This is a genomic window from Streptomyces odontotermitis (assembly GCF_050510915.1).
Classification (GTDB): Bacteria; Actinomycetota; Actinomycetes; order Streptomycetales; family Streptomycetaceae; genus Streptomyces.
In genome coordinates this window covers 765444-782752 of the sequence record NZ_JBNJLS010000002.1, presented here as the reverse complement: position 1 = coordinate 782752, position 17309 = coordinate 765444, and the positions used below count along the sequence as shown (strand labels likewise).

Sequence of the window (17309 nt, the reverse complement as noted above, 5' to 3'; positions counted from 1 at the left end):
AGCCCCGGATCATGGACCCCCGGATCACCGACCCCCGCACCCTCGTTGTCTTCGCCGGCCCCAGCCTCGCCGCGTCCCCGCTCCTCGGGCCGCTCGCGGACGTCCTGCGCCCGCCCGTGCGCGCGGGGGATCTCACGGAGGCGACGCGGCAGCTCGAAGCCGGGGCTCATGTGCTCATCGTGGACGGCGAGTTCGGGCAGTCCCAGGCCATCACGCTCACGGAGATCCGCACCGCCGTCGACGCGGGATTCCACCTGTGGGGCGCCGCCAGCATGGGCGCCCTGCGCGCCGCCGAGTGCGCACCCCTCGGCATGGCCGCGCTCGGCACCATCGCGGGCGCCTACCTCTCCGGAGACCTGGTGGCCGACGACGAGGTGGCGCTCGCCTACGACCCCGACACCTACGAGCCGTTCACGGTCCCACTCGTCAACGTGCGGCGCCTGACAGGGGTGTTGACGGCGTGGGGAGCCACCACCCAGGAGGAGGCGGCCCGGGTGCTCACGGCGGCCCGTGCCGTGCACTTCCGCCAGCGCACCTTCGCGGCGCTGCGCCGGATCGTGGAGAACAGCCTTACCGGGGGCGCGGCAATCGTGGCCCGGCACCTCCTGGAGCCGGGAGCACGCCCCCTCTGGGACGCCAAACTCGCCGACGCCGAGGCCGCCGTCACACACGTCCTCAGGGCGCGGGCCGAGGGACGTACACCACAGGACGCCCAGCAGACTCGGCGAGGGGGCCCGCCCCGAGCCGTGCCCGCCGACGTGACGGCACTGCACACACCGGAAACCCTCCTCGCCCCCGACCGGGTCGCCCTGTGACCCGGCACGCCACCGAGACCACCAACTCCACCGCATCCATACGGGAGTTCGGCCACCCCTTCCGGCTCCTGCTCACCGCCGCCGTCGCCACCCGCTTCGCCGACGCCAGCAGGACCGCCGCCTTCGCGCTGCTCGCCGCCACGTTGTCCGACGACCCACGCGTGGTCTCCGCCGTGGCCGCCACCGCGTTCCTGCCCTGGCTGCTGTTCGGGCTGCCCGCCGGGGCGTTCGTGGACCGGCACGACAAGCGGCGCGCCTTCTTCGTCGCCGATCTGGCCCGGTGCGCGCTCACGGCGGGGCTGGCCCTCGCCGTGGCCACCGGACACATCACCATCGCGGCGGTGCTGGTGTGCGCGTTCGCCCTGACCACCTTGCAGACCGTCTCCGACAGCTGCTTCAACAGCCTGCTGCCCGCCGTCGTCGCCAAGGAGAACCTCGGTCAGGCCAACGCCCGGCTGAGCATGGCGCAGAACGGCATCGGGCAGTTCGCCGGAGGACCGGCGGGCAGCACCTCGTTCACCTGGCACGCCACCGTGCCCTTCCTCGGGAACGCGCTGTGCTTCCTCGCCGCCGCGGGCGCGGTCCGCCGCCTCCCGCACAGCGCCTCGGACGCCGGGACCCGGAAGCCGCCGGGGTCACTGCGCGCCGACGTCGGCGCCGGCCTGCTCTGGATCGCGGCCACACCGCTCGTACGCTCCCTCACCCTGACCGTCGGCATCATGAATCTCGCCTCGGGGCTCTCGCAGGGCATCATGCCGCTGTTCGCGCTGCGCACCCTCGACATGCCGCCCGTCGCGTTCGGTGCGCTCGCCGCGGGCAGTGCAGCGGCGATGATCTGCGGCAACTTCCTCGCCGGCCGGCTGTTGCGACGGATCCCCGCCACCCGTGTGTCCCGCGCCGCAGTCGCCGTCCAGGTCGCGGCCTTCACGGGGCTCGCCCTGGCCCCCTCGTACGCCGTCGCCCTGCCCTGCGTCGCCCTGCACGGATTCACAGCGGGGATGTGGAACGTCCCCGGCATGACGCTCCTGATGGACCGCGCCCCCGAGGACATGCGCGGCCGCGTCATGGCCGCCTACCGCACCCTGTCCGTCAGCGCGGTCCCGCTGGGCGCCGTCCTCGCCGGACTCCTCGCCCACGCGGCAGGCAACCGCGTGCCGTTCGCCGCGGGCGCTCTTCTTCTCGCCGTCGCGGCAGGGCAGTTCATCTGGACGCAGCGGCGTGCGGACGCCACCCCCACGTAGTGCCGGGATTCCTGACCAGGGCGGTCGAGCCGCTGCTCGGCCGCGAGGGCCGTCGCGAGGGCTGTTCGTTGCACTTCAAGGCCGCGGGTGCCGCCGCCGTCGCTCTCGTGGTGGTGATGGGGAAGGGCACGGTGGTTGAGGCGCTGTGCCCGTGCGGTCTCGGACCGTACGGGCACCGATCAGGGCGTGGCCGCGCCCGCCTCGGAAACGTGCGTCAGCCGCCGGGGTTGGGGACGAGGGTGTGCTCGCGGGACAGGGAGGCGGGGGTGGTGTCGGCGTTGACGGACAGCTTTCCGGTCGACCAGCGGACGATGACGTCGTCCTCGCGGGCGCTGCCGCCGCCGAAGGCGCCGACGGTGGTCAGCGTTGCCTGGCGCCAAGGAGAGCCCGCGGGGCGGAGTCGGTGTTCGGACTTCAGGGACTTGGCGGCGATGTTCTCGTAGACCGAGACCTCGCCGTCGGACCAGCGGACGAACAGGTCCTGTCCGGTGGCGGTGGCGGAGCCGGTGAAGCTGCCTGACGAGATGTCCCGCGCGTGCGTCCAGGTCTTGTTGGGGGCGGTGAGCCTCCGCTCGGTGTGTGTGCCCTTCTCGTCGACGTCGGGGTAGAGCGTGAGCTCGCCGTCCGACCAGCGGACCACCAGGTCGTCGGCGCGGGTGCCGGCGCCCGTGTAGTGGCCGGCGGTGACGGCCTTCGCGTTCTTCCAGAGGCTGTTCGGGCGGCGCAGCTGGATCTCGTCGCGGAGCTTGGTGTGCTCGTCGACGTCCTTGTAGAGGGTCAGTTCGCCGTCGGACCACCGTACGAAGAGGTCGGACGTGGCGGAGCCCGTGAAGTCTCCGGCGGTGATCACTTCCGCGTGCTTCCAGGTGCCGTTGGGTCCGATCAGCCGGACCTCCTTGGCGAACCCGAACTTTCCGTTGCCGCGGTACAGGCTGACTTCGCCGTTGTCCCTGCGGACGATCAGGTCGCTGACTCCGTCGTTTACGGATGTGTCGCGGGCGGAGGTGTCGCGCGCCGACGTGGTGTGGAACCGTCCGGCGGTCATGGCCTTGGCGTGCTGCCAGCTCTGCGCGTCGCCCAGGACGCTGCCCTTGTCCGGCGGTGCGTCGCCGACCGCCTTCCGGTAGAGGCGGAACACGTCGTCGTCGAACTGCGAGGTGTAGGAGATGTGGTCGTAGAGTCCGCCGGTCTTGTAGCCGCCGATGACCCCGACGAGTTTCCCGCGACGGCCGTCGAAGTTCTCCAGGAACGGGCCTCCGCTGACCCCCGCGCGGAATCCGTCGCACCGGATCTCCATGAACCGGCCCTGGAACGCCGTCGTGTCATTGGTGCACTGCAGCGGGGTCCTCGTGCCGCCGGGGTATCCGGCGACCGTGACCTTCTTGCGCGCCAGGTGGGCGGAGCCGACCGAGGTGAGCTCGTTGCCCCGGCCGATCGCGTCCTCCAGGAGCTGGCCCCGGGCGTTCGGGCCGACCCGCAGGAACGCGAAGTCCACGTCGTCGCTGGGCGTCGGCCGGAGATAGCGGCCGTCGATCCAGACCTTGCCCGGCTGCATCGGGAAGATCCCGTACGGGGTCTCGCCGACCTGGCCCGCCTTGGCGGCCCCGGCGCGGTAGCCCGGGACGAAGGCGATGCTGCGGTAGCTGCGGTCGCCCTTGAGGCAGTGCGCCGCCGTGATGACCAGGCTCTTGGTCGGCGAGGCCACCGCGCTCGCGCTGCAGAACTGGTCGGAGGTCGCCTCGCCGTCGCCGCCTCGGATCAGGAACACGCCGACCGAGGCGATCCCCTCGGCCGTCGGCCTGCTCGGCGCCCGCAGCGAGCGCTTCTGCCGGCCGCCGGGCCTGGCTTCGTCGCCCGTGGCGGAATTGCCCTTGACCTCTTGGCCCTTCGCGTCGATCGCGACGGCGCCGCGAATGCGCTCAGGGGTCCAGTAGCGTTCCGCCTCCCGCGCCTCGCGTATCCCCTCCTGGGTGAAGTTCACGTCCGCGTCCGCGTCCACGGATGCGGACGCGGGGGCGGAAGCGGGGGCGGACGTCGATGTCGATTCCGAGGCGGGTGCGGCCGTCGCCGGAGTGGTGAAGGCGATCGCGGCGCTCATGCCGAGCAGAGCGGCACGCATCCATGGTGTTCGTCTTGGGATTCGTCTCGTGAGAGGCACTGCTTGCTTTCCTTCTTGCCCAGAGGAGTGCGCGCGGGGCCGGTGCCGAAAGCACCGGCCCCGCGCGGTTGTTGTTCAGCGGTGGCGGCGCTCAGCCGACGAGCTTGACCTCGCCGTGCGTACCGGCCGCGTCCACGCCCGGGTAGAGGCCGAGCGTGTGGTCGGCCCAGCGCACGAGGACGTCGTTCGGCCGGTCGTTGGCGACGAAGGCGCCGGTGTTGACCACGGTGGCCGACTTCCAGGCGGACTTGGCAGGCCGGATCTTGGTCTCGCCGTGGAACCCGCTGGTGTTCACACCCGGGTAGATGGTGGCCTCGCCGTCGGACCAGCGCACCAGGAGGTCCGCGGTCTTCTTGCCGGTGAACTCGCCGGAGGTGATCTGCTCGGCGTGCGGCCAGGTCTTGTTGGGCTTCAGCAGGGTCTTCTCGCCGCGCAGACCGTTGGTGTCGACGTCGGTGTAGAGCGACACCTCGCCGTCCACCCAGGTCACGAGGAGGTCATCGCGCTGCGCGTTGCCCGTGTACTTGCCCGCGGTGATCTGCTTGGCGTACGGCCACGTCTTGTTCTTGGCGGGGGCGAGCTTCTTCTCGCCGTGGAAGCCCTTCTTGTCCACGTGCGTGTACTGCGTCAGCTCGCCGTCGACCCAGCGCACGATCAGACCGTCGGACCCGCCGCCGAAGCTCGCGCCGGTGATCTGCTTGGCGTGCTTGAAGACGCTGTTCGCGGCGGCGATGCGGTACTCGGCCGAGAAGGGGTGGCGGGCGTCCTTGTCGTCGGCGCCCTGGTACAGGGTGACCTCGCCGTCGATCCAGCGCACGATCATGTCCATGTGGCGGGTGCCGCCGGCCGAGCCGCCGGTGAAGTAGCCGGAGGCGATGTGCTCGGCGTACTGCCACGGGGCGTTGGGGAAGGCCGTACGGTAACTGACCTTCTGCACCCAGGTGTTGAGGTCGTCGACGCGGCTGTCGACGGCGCCCCTGCGGGTCTCGGCGGGGTCGGTGCCCACGCATCCGCCCTGCCAGGAGGAGCTGTTGACGCCGACCAGCTCCGGGCGGCCGTCGCTCTCCCGGAACGCCGGGCCACCGGTGTCGCCCTTGCAGACGGCGGCCGTGGCCGGGTCGTCGCCGGTCAGGCCGAGGGTGGCGCCCTGCACCGAGTCCACCGTGACCCCGGTGCTGTGCAGCTTGTCGGGCACCCACTCGGTGCGGGTGCGGCCGTAGCCCGCGACCCGCAGCCGGTCGCCCTTGGCGGGCGCGGCGGTCGCCAGGGCCACCGGGGTGATGCCGGTGACCGGCTTGTCGAGCTTCGCCATCACCAGGTCGCGGCCCTCGTACGGGACGAGCTCGACGACGTTCGCCACGGTGCCGCCCGAGCCGGTGAGGTTCGTCCGGCCGACGGTCGCCGTCGTCTTCCACTTCGGCGCGCCCTCGGCGACCTTGAAGCCCTTGGCGGGGTCGGCGGCGAAGCAACTGGCGGCGGACATCACCCATTGCCTGTCGACCAGCGCACCCGAGCAACTGCGGTGGCCGCCGCCGATGTCGAGCTTGGCGGTGAAGGCGTAGGTGCCGTCCTTCGCGGCACCGCCCCCCACTGCCTGGGCGGGAGCGGCGGTCATGGCACCGGCCGTGACGGCGGTGGCGAGAAGCCCGGTCATCCACGCGGTACGCGGACGTCTGCTAAACACGTTTCATTTCCTAAATCACAGAAGAACAGCGGAAGTTGCCGGAGAGAGCGCTGCGTGGTGCACGCCGCACATCGCGAATCATCCGGGACATTCGCTCAATTACCGTTGACGCGGAGCTCGACCAGGACCGCGGGCTTTCCGCTCGCTCCCGGACTGAGATCTCCCGTGCCGACGGGCTGAAAACCGCCCTTCTCCACCTGGACGGTCTTCTTTCCGTCCTCGGAAGTGACGGTGGCCTGGAACGCGGGCCCCTCGGAATCGACGGAGTACACCTTCGGGACCTCCAGGCTGAGGTATCCCTTCTTGCCGGTGGCCTTGAAGCAGTACTTGTTTCCGTCGTCGTTGGTGTGCGTGGTGCGCACCAGGATGTTGGCGTCGGCGCAGTCGCTCAGGACGATGTGGCCGTCCCCTCGCTTCAGGGTGATGCCCTTCTCCTTGAGGAGCCGCGCGGCGTCCGGGTAGGCGAAGTCCTCCACGGCGGGGGGCGGGGTCGCCGCCCCGGTTCCGGCCTGCTGGGCGGCGGCGGACTCGGCGGACCTGGCGGCGTCGGCGGGCTGGCTCCCGGGGTTGCTTCCCGGTTGGGCGACGGCGGCGGTGGCGGCTCCCGCGACGGCCATCGTGATGCCGATGACGCCGGCGAGCAGCTTTCTGCGCGCGCGAAGTATCACCAGTGATTCCTTCCAAGTGGGGTGCGGCCGCAGCGGTGTTGAGGCGGACGAGAGCCGCGAAGCGCTGCTAAGCATCGCGTAAGGGACCGGAGCAACGTAACACCCGTTAACGGACACCGGTGAATCGTGGAGCGGGGTGGTGGAGTTGGGATAACAAATCGGGAACGACGCATGTGCAGGGGCAACGTGACCCCGGGTACACGCATCCGCGTGCATGCGCCATCTACATTCTGATGCGTCGTCAAGTCACCTTCGAAGCAATCCAAATGGAGCGTTATGCTCGCGGCGCCGTTCGCGGCAATTCGCAACAAGCAAGAAGGGTCTGCTTCGTGAGGCGTAGTAACCGCTCGAACTGGGCGGGGAAAACCTGGCCGCATAGTGTGCGCGGCCTGAGAACTTTGAGTACGGCCATCCTTCCGATGGCGCTCCTGGCCGGAATTATCGGCACCAGTCCGGCCCATGCGGCCGACCGGGACGGGGGCGAAGAACCGGAAATCATCAGCCCCATACCGGCAACCGACCGGGGCCGGGTCGTCGAGGCGTGGAAACAGGGCGGTCCCGGTGTCAGGGCCGCGGCCGAAGCCGCCCTCATGGGCAGCGACACGGACGTACGGCGATTTCTGGACAGCGAGAAGCCGGTCGCCGAACAGAGCGACGAGCGGGTCGCCATCGTCCAGATCTCCTCCGCCGTCGGTGGCCAGGAAGTCCGCGCCGCGGCGCGCACGGCCCTGAACGGATCGCCCGCAGAGCTCCGCGCGTTCCTCAAGGACGGCTGGAAGGTCCCGCTGGAGAAGGACCAGCGGGTCCAGGTCACGCAGGTCATGAGCACCGGCGGCAACGAGGTCCAGGAAGCCGGGCGGACCGCGCTGAAGGGCTCGATCGACGACGTCAGGAAGTTCCTCGACGACGGGCAGTACACCGCGCGCGAGGCCGACGAACGCGTGCGGATCGTCCAGCTCATGAGCATCGGCGGCCCCGCCACGAAGCAGGCCGCGAGGGTCGCGCTCAAGGGCGGCGTCGAGGACGTACGGGAGTTCCTGGACGTGGGCCAGTACACGGCCCGCTCCCGCGACCAGGAGCGCGCCACCGTCGCGCAGTTGGCGCAGCAGGCCAAGGAGGCCGGACAGCTCGCCAAGCGGGAGACGCAGGCGGCCAAGAACGCCTCCGCGCGCGCCGTGGAGGCGTCCGGGCTGGCCAAGGAGGCGGCGAAGAAGGCCGCCGAGGAGACCGCGGCGGCCAAGAAGGACTCCGTCCGCGCGGCGAACGCGGCCGGACGTGCCGCGGCCGCGGCCAGCGGTGCGGCCCGGGCCGCCCAGCAGGCCATCAACGCGGCCCAGGCGGCGAACAGCGCGGCGCGCATCGCCGCGAGCGCCGCTTCGCAGGCCGCCACCGCTGCGGCCGGTGCGGCCCAGGCGGCGAGCCGGGCGCGCAACGCGGCGGCGGACGCCGCGTCGGACGCGGGAAAGGCGTCGGCCGCGCGCAAGGCGGCCGAAGAGGCCCGCGGCGCGGCCAAGGGCGCGCGGGCGGCGGCCGGAGCCGCCAAGGAGGCCGGCACCGCGGCCAAGGAAGCCGGGAACGCGGCCCACGCGGCGGCCAGCGCCGGTGCCAACGCCGACGCGGCGGCGGACGCCGCCACCGAGGCGAGCGGCCACGCCGACCAGGCGGGCGCGGAGGCCCGGCGGGCCCGGCTCGCCGCCGCCTCCGCCCGGCGGCAGGCGCGGGAGGCGACCCGTGCCGCGAACGAGGCCGCCAGGCTGGCGGGCCGCGCGAGCAAGGCCGCCGACGAGGCGAGGACCGCGGCCGACTCGGCCGCCGACCACGCCGATTCGGCGGCGGCCGAGGCGGACAAGGCCGCCAAGCACGCGGGCGACGCGAACAAGGCGGCCTCGGAGTCCAAGCGGCACGCCAAGGCGTCCAAGGGCGCCGCGGACGCCGCCACCGACGCGGTGAAGAAGGCCACCGCGGCCCACGACCTGGCGCGCACCATCGAGGCCGAGGAGCTCAAGACCCGCACCGCGGCCGGAGTCGAGGAGGCCAAGGACCTCAAGGAGGCGGACGACACCCGTACCGCCGACCGGGACCGCGCCGCCAAGGAGGCCAAGGACCTCGACGCCGAGGCCGGCCGCCTCGCGGCGGAGGCCGCGAAGCCCGGCGTGGACACCAAGGAGGTCGCGGCCAAGGGCCGCAGGGTCGCCGTCATCGCCATGAAGACCCGCGGGCCCTGGAGCCGTGCCGCGGCCGAGGTCGCCCTCGCGGGTTCGGACGACGCGATCTCCCAGTACCTGCGCACCGGTTGGAAGAAGGCGGCCGAGCAGGACGAACGCGCCCGCGTCGAACGCCTCGCGGACGACCCCCGGTCGGCCGCGGTGCGCAAGGCGGCACAGCAGGCCCTCGCCGGCGACGCGGGGAAGGTGCACACCTTCCTCGTGAGCGGCGGGAACGAGGCCGCGGCCGGCGACTTCCGCGAACGCGTGGTGCAGATCGCGAGCACCGGCGGCACCGAGGTCAAGGAGGCCGCACGGGCCGCACTCAAGGACGGGGCACCCGCGAAGCTCGCCGCGTTCCTCAACGAAGGCCAGTTCACGGCCCGCAAGGCCGACGAACAGGTCCGCGCCGTGCAGCTGGCCGGTGTCGGCGGCCCCGAGGTCAAGGCGGCCGTGAAGGTCGCCCAGGCGGGCCCGCCGCAGCTGATGCACGCCTTCGTCCAGACCGGCCAGTACCAGGCGGCCCGCAGGGACAAGCTCACCGCGTCCCACGTCGCGGACGTGCAACGGCTCATCGCCGAGGCGTCGGGCGTCGCGGCCACGGCCCGCAAGGACGCCGCCGAGGCGGCACGCGCCGCCGCCGTGGCCGACAAGGCCGCGGCCGAGGCCGACAAGGCCGCCAAGCGGGCGAAGGACTCGGAGGCCGAGGCCAGGGAGTACGCCGCCCAGGCGAAGAAGTCGGCGAAGGCCGCGGAGGCGTCGGCGGATCAGGCGAGGGAGTCGGCGAGGACTGCTCGTAAGGCACAGGCTGATGCCAACAGGGCCGCGGCCGACGCCATCAATTCGGCCGCGGCCGCGCAGAATTCGGCGGACAGGGCCCGCGGCTCCGCTGACAGCGCCTGGATCGCGGCCAATCGGGCACGCACATCGGCGACCGCCGCTGGAAAGGACGCGACAGCCGCCGACAAGGCATCACAGGACGCCTATGCGATCGCCGACAAAAAGAAGAAGGAGGAGGCGGAATGGCGCGAGCTGCAGGAGCTGTGGCGGAAGAAGTACGCCGAGGCGCAGGAGGCCGCGAAGCATGAGGACGACAGCTGGGTTCCCGGCTGGCTGAAGGACTCGCTCAGCACCGTCGCCGATTACGGCTCGTCCATCCTCACCAACCCCGACGTCTGGGCCGGGGCCGCGGAATCGGCCCTCGGTGTAGTGATGATGGTGGGCGGCGCGGGCGGCGACATCGGCGGCGGCGCGCTGTGCATCACCGGCATCGGCTGCCTCGCCGGAGCCCCCGCCATCGCCGCCAGCACCACCCTGGTCGTCGGCGGCGCGTTCACCACAGCCGATGGCATCGGCCGCTTCGACGAAGGTCTGGGGACGGCGCTCCGCGAGGCCCGCGGCAAGCGGGGCGGAGGCCAGCAGCCCCCGGAGACTCCGAACATCGTCCACGACGGCGTCGAGGACGTCATGAAGAACGGACGACGGCCACGAGTGGGCGAGGACGGGGGACCGGACAAGTTCACGGTGCGCAAGAACACACCGCGCTCCATCGCCCGGAAGTGGGGCGACGCGTACATCTACGATATCGACGGGGGCGGAAACCGATACCGGATCCTGGTGAACAAGTACGGGGACATCGGGTGGGTCGACAACCACGACTACACCAAAATCATGCCGTATAAGCCGCGCGGCTGATTCCTGACATGGGGCAGTGGGTCCCCGCCGTTCATTCCACGGCGGGGACCTACTGCCCCCACAGGTCCGATATCGAGAACGTGAGAATGGAGCACAGAAGAATGCAGGTCGAGAACGGCCGCTGGACGTGGGAACGCAGCATCCCGCTGACGTACGTACTTGTGGCCGAGGACCGCGCGGGGCAGGAGCACCCCTGGGGAGGCTGCGCCGATGTCGAGGGGCTGTTCGTGGACCCCGTCCCGTTGCCGAGGGAGACTCTCACCTTCCTCGGGTGCAGTCCGGACGGCCCCCTGCGTGACGCTCTCCAGCAGCCCGCCGGAGAAGTGGCCCGCCTCGGCGACGTGTGCGTCGAGATCTCCAACGGCGAGCGTCCGGTGGAGTGGTGGGACCTGACCGACGTGGTGGTGACCGGGCATCGACCCTCCGGCGGCGACGGCTCCCTGGTCGACGTCGTGGTCGAAGCCGCGGTCACGGACCCGGACGCGCACTCCGACTCGGACCATTCGGGCCATAGGGAGTTGCCTGCGTCTGCCGCCCGCTACGGCCTGTTCGCGTCGGGCGACCTCTCCCTCGGCTCCTGCACGGGAGTTGAGGGCCTGCGAGTGGACCGGCCGGAGCCCGTAGGCACGCCCATGAAGCTCATCGGCTGCGAGCCCACGGAGCTCCTGCGAGAGGCGATGCGCGACCCGCAGCGGATGCAGTGGCTGCAACTCTGGGCGCTCGATCGACGCGGGCGCCCCATGGAGAACCGGACCCTGGCGCTCGACCTCGTGTCGTCGCGCCCGTCCGCCCTGGGGGAGGACCTCCTCGACATCACGCTCGCCGACGGCGTCGAGGACCCGCCGTCGCCGAGTGTCCGTCCGGTCTGGGACGCCTGGTACGAGGGGGCCCCGAGCGAGCCCAACCTGTGGGCCCCGTACGACGCGGAGGGCAGGCGGGCGTGGACCAGGCTCGCCTACCACCACACCGCCACCCCGGACGTGGACGAGGTGGGCGGGACCTATCATCTCGACGGCCGCTTCGTCACGGACGTCGAGGGCCTGCACTGTGCGCTGGCTGAGGCGCTCCGTGGCCCGGGCGCGTACTACGGCTCGGACTGGCAGTCCTTCACGGACTGTCTCGCCGGCGGCTTCGGGGTGGCGCCGCCCTTCACCCTGCACTGGCACGACGCGAAGGCCGCCCGCGAGTCGATGGGCGACGACGTCACGTACCTGGACGAGATCGTGCGGCACCTGGAAGGCCGTGGCGTCACGGTGGTTCTGCGGTGAACTGAGCGATCAGCCTGGCTCATCGGCAGCCAGTGATCGCCAACGATCTTCAGCGGGAGCCGGTGAAACGGCACTGCGTGACGCTCAGAGCAAAGCCCAGGACGCCAAGTAGCGAGAGGTGACCCGTGAAGATCCTTATCACCGTCTACAGGAAGGACTCCGACTCTCCTGAGCGGGAGTTGGATGTCTCTGGGATCGGCCTGGAGGCCGCAGCCGACGTGGTGGGCATCCCGGCCGACCGGCTCGTCGACGTGTACCCCCTCGAGGAGAGCCAGGCGGCCGCGCTCGGGCGGCTCGCCGGCGTGATCCTCGACCTGGACTCCTACGAGTACTTCCTGGAGGCCGTCGACGCATGACCTGCGGCGCGGCCCCGCCGGGACACCTCTCGGTGGGACCGCGTGCGGCACCTGGAATGCCGTGGCGTCACGGTCGTCCTCCCGTGAACTGGTCGGTCAGAAGCACTCGTTGGCCGTCGGCCGCCGTCAGCGGTCCGTGCGCTTGCCCGTGACCGGCCCGTGGAACGTGCTGCCGCTGAAGTCGATGTGGTCGCCCCCGTACACGCGCTTGCCCGGCGTGGCGGGCGAGGCCGAGGCGGAGTCGGGCTGCGCGTCGCCGAACGGGCGCAGCTTGCGCAGCAGCGCCGCCACCGCCTTCGCCGCCTGCGCCGCGGCGTACGGCTGCGAACCGGCCGCGTCCGCCGCGTGCTTGGCGCCGTCCGCGAGGTCGCTGATCCCACGCACCGTCAGCATGTGCATCTGGTCGCGGAGATGGGCTGCCTGGGCGAAGCCGGAGCTCTCCATCTCGATGGCCACCGCGTCGCCGTAGTGGTGGCGCAGCTGCGAAGAGAGGGTGCTCTCGCGGGAGTTGAGTACCACGTCGCCCGCCGCCACCGGCTTGAAGTGGACCAGGCCCTGCCACTCCGAGGCACGCAGCGCCGCACGGGCCGCCTGGACCAGGCGGTGCGAGGTGGGCCACGCCTGCGGCCGCGCGTCGAAGCCCTCCGGGGTCACCTTGCCGCCGTGCACCCCGTACACCTTGGTGGCCACCACGACGTGCCCGATCCCGACGTCCTCCTTGAGGCTGCCCGCGACCCCCAGGAACACCGCCGCACGGGGCCGCAGCCAGGAGGCCAGGCTCGTCGTGAGCGCGGCCGCGTTGGCGGCGCCCTCGCCGAGCTCGACGAGGGCGATGTTCCACGGGGAGTCGGGGAGCGTGCCGTAGTCGACGAGCGTGCCGTCCTCGGCCTCGCGCTCCTCGACGTCCGTGAGGTGCTGCCGCATGGCGAGAAACTCCGACGGGAGCGCCGCGAGGACCAGGACGGTGGGACGGTTGGTGTCTGCGATGTCTGTCGCGTCTGTCACGGTGTTGACGGTAGGGCATCGTCCCGGGCGTGGTTGCTCGCTCGTACGGGGGCGGTGGGGGAGCCGATGCGGGAGGGAACATGGGGGACGGGGCGCGGCGCGAGCCGGACGTCACGATGGGGAAACTGCTGCTCACGGAGTACCAGACCGTCAAGGATGAACAGAAGGCCCGCATAGGGTTCCGCGACAACCTCCTGTACGTGACGCTGGCGGCCGTCGCGGCGGTGAGCGCCGCCGCCGCGCAGACCGGGCGGGTGCCGATGCTGCTCGCGCTGCCGCCCGTGTGCACGATCCTGGGCTGGACCTACCTGGTCAACGACGAGAAGATCTCGGCCATCGGCGCCTACGTCCGCGATGACCTCGGACCCCGGCTCGCCACCCTCGCCGCTCTTCCCGCCGAGGGCGGACAGCCGCCCGCGGAGGTCTTCGGCTGGGAGACGGCCCACCGCCGAGACGTCCGCCGCCGCTCCCGCAAGGCCATCCAGTGCGCCGTCGACCTGCTGGCCTTCTGCGTCGTACCGCTGGCAGGGCTGTGCGTGTACTGGGTGGCGGGCGAGGGGGAGGGCGGCGGGCTACTGCTCGCGGTGTCGGTGGCCGAGGCGCTGGTCACGGGGGTGCTGGGGTGGCAAGTGGTGTCGTATGCGCGGCCGTTGGTGCGACGCGGGGCGGCGGCCGGGTAGCCCGTCTTGCGATGTCGGATGCCGGATGGCGGATGGCGGATGCCGGATGCCGGTACGCCCGGTCACGCCCTCTCCCACAGGCCCGTGACGTCGAGCGGTGGGAGCTGCGCGAGCTCGGCGCCGGCGGCTGTCATGGCGGCCTTGTAGGAGGAGTCGCCGAGGAGGGCCGCGACGGCGTCCGTGATCTCGGCGCGCTGCGCCGTGAGGTCCAGCGCGCGGCCGAGTCCGCGCCGGGCGAACGCCTCGGCGTTGGCGGGCTGGTCGGCCAGAACTCCCAAGGTCAGTACGGGTGTTGTGGCCTGCACCGCGTCGAGCAGGGACGCCCGGCCGCCGTGCGTCACGAACAGGTCGGCGTGGTGCAGGAGCGCGGGCTGCCGGACATGCTCGACGACCTTGATACGGGGGTTCGGGCTCCGCAGGTCCTGCGCGAGGTCGCCCGCGGACACGAGCGCGTCGACGCCGATGCGGGAGAGCGCGGCCATGACCTTCTCGTGCAGGTTCCCCACGACCGTACGCAGACCGGTCATCGCTGTCGTCAGGGTGCCGAGACTCACGTAGACGAACGGGCGGGAGGAGGAAGACGAGGAGGAGAGGGGGGAGGGGGAGGAGGGGGAGTGGTCCAGCGAATCGGGGAGGGTGCTCCGGAACGGCGCGAGCGTGCGTCGCACCGCGCGCACCGAGGACGGAGCCGGCGGCGTCCCGTAGAACCACGGGACCGGCGCCGGGGTGAGCAGGGGCGGCAACTCCGGGGCCGCGTCCAGCCCGTGGCGCTTGTAGAGCGGGGTCAGCACGGGCGCGACGTCGGTGTCCCAGAGGTCCAGGAGCATCGGGCCGAGTCCGTTGTCCGCCGCGTATACGGGGAGTCCCAGGACCTTCGCCGCGAGGTGCGCGCCGAGGTCGCTGCACTCGGCGATCACCAGGTCGGGCCGCGTCCGGGTCCACGCGGCGATCAGTTCGGTGGCCTTGGCCCCGGCCTGGTCCGGCCAGAGCCGGCCGAAGATGTAGCGGTTGAAGGGCGCGTTCCCGTACTCCTTCCAGATCTCGCTCGCCGCCAGCTGGACGATGGGATTGCAGGTCCAGTCGGGCCCGGCCCGGTAGAACTCCACGCCTCGGCGTCCGGCTTCGCCGCGGAACATGAGCGGGGCGTACAGCGCGACGTGGTGCCCTTGTCGGCGGGCCGGGACGGTGACGTAATCGAGCGCGGACACATGCGAAGGGATCGGCTCGGCAGTGATGGCCAGACGTAATGGCATGGACACTCTCCCAGGCCCTAGGGGGCTGCTTGAACGGGGTGAGCCTGCGGGAGGTTCCGTCCCAACCGCCACAAAAGCCGGACGGTTTGGGACACAGGAACGCGAAAACCACCCCGGACCCGTAGGAACGCGGGGTGGTTGGAACGCCGGACTGGGACAACGGCCAGGAGGCCGACGGTCGATGGGGCAGCGACCAGGCGATCAGTAGCCCGCCGTGAACCGCGCCCGGTGGTGCTTCGGCCGCTCCGCCTCGTCGACCAGCACCACCGCCAGGTCCTCCATCGACAGCGCGGACACCCCCTCCGCGTCGACGATCAGCTCGTCCGTGCCGAGCCGGAACCGGCCCGTACGCTCGCCCGGTTCGAGCTCGGCGGCGGGGCTGAGGTAGGCCCAGTCGACGTCGTGGGCGGTGGTGCGGACGGCGTCGAGCTGTTCGTTGCAGGCCAGCGCGATGGGGCGCAGGAAGGCGGGGAAGTCGGGGGCGTCGGCGACCGTGGTGCCGCCGGTGCCGTCCGTGCCGGGCAGGGTGAGGCTCGCGGCGCCGCCGACCAACAGCAGGCGTACGCCGGTGCCGTGCAGCCCGGCGAGCAAGGCCCTGGTGACGGCGGCCAGTTCGCTCTCCCGGCCCGGGGCGGGGCGGGTCGCGGAGATGACCAGGTCCTGGCCCTCGGCGAGCGCCGCGACGGCGGACGGGTCGGACGCGTCGCCCGTACGGATGCGGGCGGCGGCGGGTATCCCGCCCGTCCGGGCCGGGTCGCGGACCACGGCGGTGACCTCGTGTCCGCGGTTCAGGGCCTCGGCGACGATGCGGCTGCCTGCGGTGCCCGCGGCTCCAAAGACTGTGATCTTCATGGCGTTCTCCTTGAGTGCGAGTGCGAGTGCGAGTGCGTGAGGGAGTGTGTGAGGGGGAGGGGGAGGGAGGGACGACGGGTGGGGGGGGAAGAGAGCTCAGTGGGCGTGCCGCCCCCGCTCCCACCCCCACACCGCGAACGCCCCCGCCGAAAGCCCCGCCCCCAGCAGGCAGACCCCGCTCCACCCCGCGGTCGCCCAGACCACGGAGGCCAGCGCGGAGCCCAGGGCGCCGCCGAGGAAGAAGCTCGTCATGAAGGCCGAGTTGATGCGGCTGCGGGCTTCGGGGCGGAGCGCGTACAGGACGGTCTGGCTGCTGTTGAGGACGGCCTGCTGGCCGATGTTGAGGGCGACGACGCCGACCGCGAGCCAGGCCAGGGAGTGCTCGCCGGCGAGCAGGATCAGCCAGGCGGCGACGAGGAGGGCGGTCGCGCCGCCGGTGACCTTCTGGACGTGGCCGCGGTCGGAGAGCCGCGCCGCGAACGTCATCGACAGCACCCCCACGGCCCCGACGAGTCCGAACAGGCCGATGGCGGGCGCCGACCAGTTGTAGGGGGAGCCTGCCAACAGAAAGGTGAGCGCGGTGAGTTGGACACTGTAGGAAGCGAGGGACAGGGCGCCGAGCAGGGACCGGCGGCGCAGCAGCGGCTCGTCGCGCAGGAGGGCGAGGGTGGAGCGGAGCAGGGCCGGGTAGCGCAGGTCGGCGGTGACCGGGAGGTTGGGGAGCACGCGGTGCAGGACCACGGCGGCGCCCGCCATGAGGACCGCGAGGACCCAGTACGCGGTGCGCCAGCCGCCCAGTTCGGAGAGCCCGCCCGCCGCGGTGCGGGCGAGCAGCCCGCCGAGCAGGACGCCCGCCATGACGGTGGCGACGGCCCGGCCCCGCGTCTCGGCGGTGGCGAGCGCGGCGGCGTGGGCGACGACGACCTGGGCGCCGACCGAGGTGAGGGCCGTGAGGACGGTGCCCGCGAGCAGGAGCGGGCCGGTGGGCGCGAGGGCCGAGACGGTCAGGAAGAGCGCCGTCGCCGAGAACAGGATGACCGCGAGGCGGCGCCGGTCGACGACGTCGCCGAGCGGCACGAGGAGCATCAGGCCGAGCGCGTACCCGGCCTGCGAGGCGGTGACGACGAGTCCCGCGAGGACGCTGCCGAGATGCAGGTCGCGGGAGATGAGGTCGAGCAGCGGCTGGGCGACGTAGTTGCCCGCGCAGGACAGGCCGGTGGCGACGGCCATCAGGAGGAGGAGGCCGCGGCGCGGTCCGCCGGAGCGGGGCTCCTCGGCAGCCGTGGTGGCCGATGTGGCCGTGGTGGCCGTGGGTTCGGCGCGAAGTCCCGTCGGTGTCTGTCCCGTTGAGGTCATGGCAGTAAGCCTGCGGCCGCCACCATTGATGAGTCCAACACATGCTTGTCATCCAAATGATCGCGTATCACGAT

General features: G+C 71.8%; 13 protein-coding genes. 6 read left to right on the top strand and 7 right to left on the bottom strand.

Features of this window, described 5'->3' with window-relative positions; translation table 11 throughout:
* The first annotated feature begins 11 nt into the window (after positions 1-11).
* On the top strand, positions 12-815 hold the full coding sequence (locus ACQB60_RS09670) for a TfuA-like protein (RefSeq protein WP_496925423.1): 804 nt from the start codon (positions 12-14) through the stop codon (positions 813-815).
* Positions 812-2056, top strand: coding sequence for an MFS transporter (locus ACQB60_RS09665; RefSeq protein WP_496925422.1), 1245 nt, complete (start codon positions 812-814; stop codon positions 2054-2056). The genes ACQB60_RS09670 and ACQB60_RS09665 overlap by 4 nt, the downstream gene beginning before the upstream one ends.
* A 214-nt stretch (positions 2057-2270) precedes the next feature.
* Here the strand turns inward: ACQB60_RS09665 and ACQB60_RS09660 are convergent, their stop codons facing one another.
* From ACQB60_RS09660 to ACQB60_RS09650, 3 genes are all read right to left on the bottom strand, one after another.
* A complete protein-coding gene (locus tag ACQB60_RS09660; protein WP_496925421.1) occupies positions 2271-4175 on the bottom strand; it encodes a trypsin-like serine peptidase in 1905 nt (634 codons plus the stop codon).
* Positions 4176-4305: 130 nt separating this feature from the next.
* Positions 4306-5868, bottom strand: a complete 1563-nt coding sequence (locus tag ACQB60_RS09655) for a S1 family peptidase (RefSeq protein ID WP_496925420.1) — start codon at positions 5866-5868, stop codon at positions 4306-4308.
* Between the two features lie 125 nt (positions 5869-5993).
* Positions 5994-6566, bottom strand: coding sequence for a hypothetical protein (locus ACQB60_RS09650; protein ID WP_496925419.1), 573 nt, complete (start codon positions 6564-6566; stop codon positions 5994-5996).
* Between the two features lie 398 nt (positions 6567-6964).
* Here ACQB60_RS09650 and ACQB60_RS09645 point away from each other — a divergent pair, with 398 nt between their 5' ends.
* The 3 genes from ACQB60_RS09645 (at position 6965) to ACQB60_RS09635 (ending at position 12089) form a co-directional block, all read left to right on the top strand.
* Positions 6965-10465 (top strand): ALF repeat-containing protein, encoded by a 3501-nt coding sequence (locus ACQB60_RS09645; protein ID WP_496925418.1) that lies wholly within the window; start codon positions 6965-6967, stop codon positions 10463-10465.
* A 101-nt stretch (positions 10466-10566) separates the two neighbouring features.
* Positions 10567-11733, top strand: a complete 1167-nt coding sequence (locus ACQB60_RS09640) for a barstar family protein (protein ID WP_496925417.1) — start codon at positions 10567-10569, stop codon at positions 11731-11733.
* A 125-nt stretch (positions 11734-11858) separates the two neighbouring features.
* Positions 11859-12089, top strand: a complete 231-nt coding sequence (locus ACQB60_RS09635) for a DUF7683 domain-containing protein (RefSeq protein WP_496925416.1) — start codon at positions 11859-11861, stop codon at positions 12087-12089.
* A 126-nt stretch (positions 12090-12215) separates the two neighbouring features.
* On the opposite strand, the gene ACQB60_RS09630 is transcribed toward ACQB60_RS09635, so the two are convergent.
* Positions 12216-13094 carry a 5'-methylthioadenosine/S-adenosylhomocysteine nucleosidase family protein gene (locus ACQB60_RS09630; protein WP_496925415.1) on the bottom strand — a complete coding sequence of 293 codons (879 nt, stop codon included), beginning with the start codon at positions 13092-13094 and terminating at the stop codon, positions 12216-12218.
* An 80-nt stretch (positions 13095-13174) separates the two neighbouring features.
* Here ACQB60_RS09630 and ACQB60_RS09625 point away from each other — a divergent pair, with 80 nt between their 5' ends.
* Positions 13175-13774, top strand: coding sequence for a hypothetical protein (locus ACQB60_RS09625; RefSeq protein WP_496925414.1), 600 nt, complete (start codon positions 13175-13177; stop codon positions 13772-13774).
* Between the two features lie 62 nt (positions 13775-13836).
* Here ACQB60_RS09625 and ACQB60_RS09620 read toward each other — a convergent pair whose 3' ends face one another.
* From ACQB60_RS09620 to ACQB60_RS09610, 3 genes are all read right to left on the bottom strand, one after another.
* A complete protein-coding gene (locus tag ACQB60_RS09620; protein WP_496925413.1) occupies positions 13837-15027 on the bottom strand; it encodes a glycosyltransferase in 1191 nt (396 codons plus the stop codon).
* A 201-nt stretch (positions 15028-15228) separates the two neighbouring features.
* A complete protein-coding gene (locus ACQB60_RS09615; protein ID WP_496925412.1) occupies positions 15229-15879 on the bottom strand; it encodes an NAD(P)-dependent oxidoreductase in 651 nt (216 codons plus the stop codon).
* Between the two features lie 96 nt (positions 15880-15975).
* A complete protein-coding gene (locus ACQB60_RS09610; protein ID WP_496925411.1) occupies positions 15976-17235 on the bottom strand; it encodes an MFS transporter in 1260 nt (419 codons plus the stop codon).
* Positions 17236-17309: the final 74 nt, after the last annotated feature.

Excerpts from the sequence above, each read along its gene's own strand:
- ACQB60_RS09670 (WP_496925423.1), top strand. The coding sequence starts at position 12 with ATGGACCCCCGGATCACCGACCCCCGCACCCTCGTTGTCTTCGCCGGC.
- ACQB60_RS09660 (WP_496925421.1), bottom strand. The coding sequence starts at position 4,175 with ATGCGTGCCGCTCTGCTCGGCATGAGCGCCGCGATCGCCTTCACCACT.
- ACQB60_RS09655 (WP_496925420.1), bottom strand. The coding sequence starts at position 5,868 with ATGACCGGGCTTCTCGCCACCGCCGTCACGGCCGGTGCCATGACCGCC.
- ACQB60_RS09640 (WP_496925417.1), top strand. The coding sequence starts at position 10,567 with ATGCAGGTCGAGAACGGCCGCTGGACGTGGGAACGCAGCATCCCGCTG.
- ACQB60_RS09625 (WP_496925414.1), top strand. The coding sequence starts at position 13,175 with ATGGGGGACGGGGCGCGGCGCGAGCCGGACGTCACGATGGGGAAACTG.
- ACQB60_RS09620 (WP_496925413.1), bottom strand. The coding sequence starts at position 15,027 with ATGCCATTACGTCTGGCCATCACTGCCGAGCCGATCCCTTCGCATGTG.
- ACQB60_RS09615 (WP_496925412.1), bottom strand. The coding sequence starts at position 15,879 with ATGAAGATCACAGTCTTTGGAGCCGCGGGCACCGCAGGCAGCCGCATC.
- ACQB60_RS09610 (WP_496925411.1), bottom strand. The coding sequence starts at position 17,235 with ATGACCTCAACGGGACAGACACCGACGGGACTTCGCGCCGAACCCACG.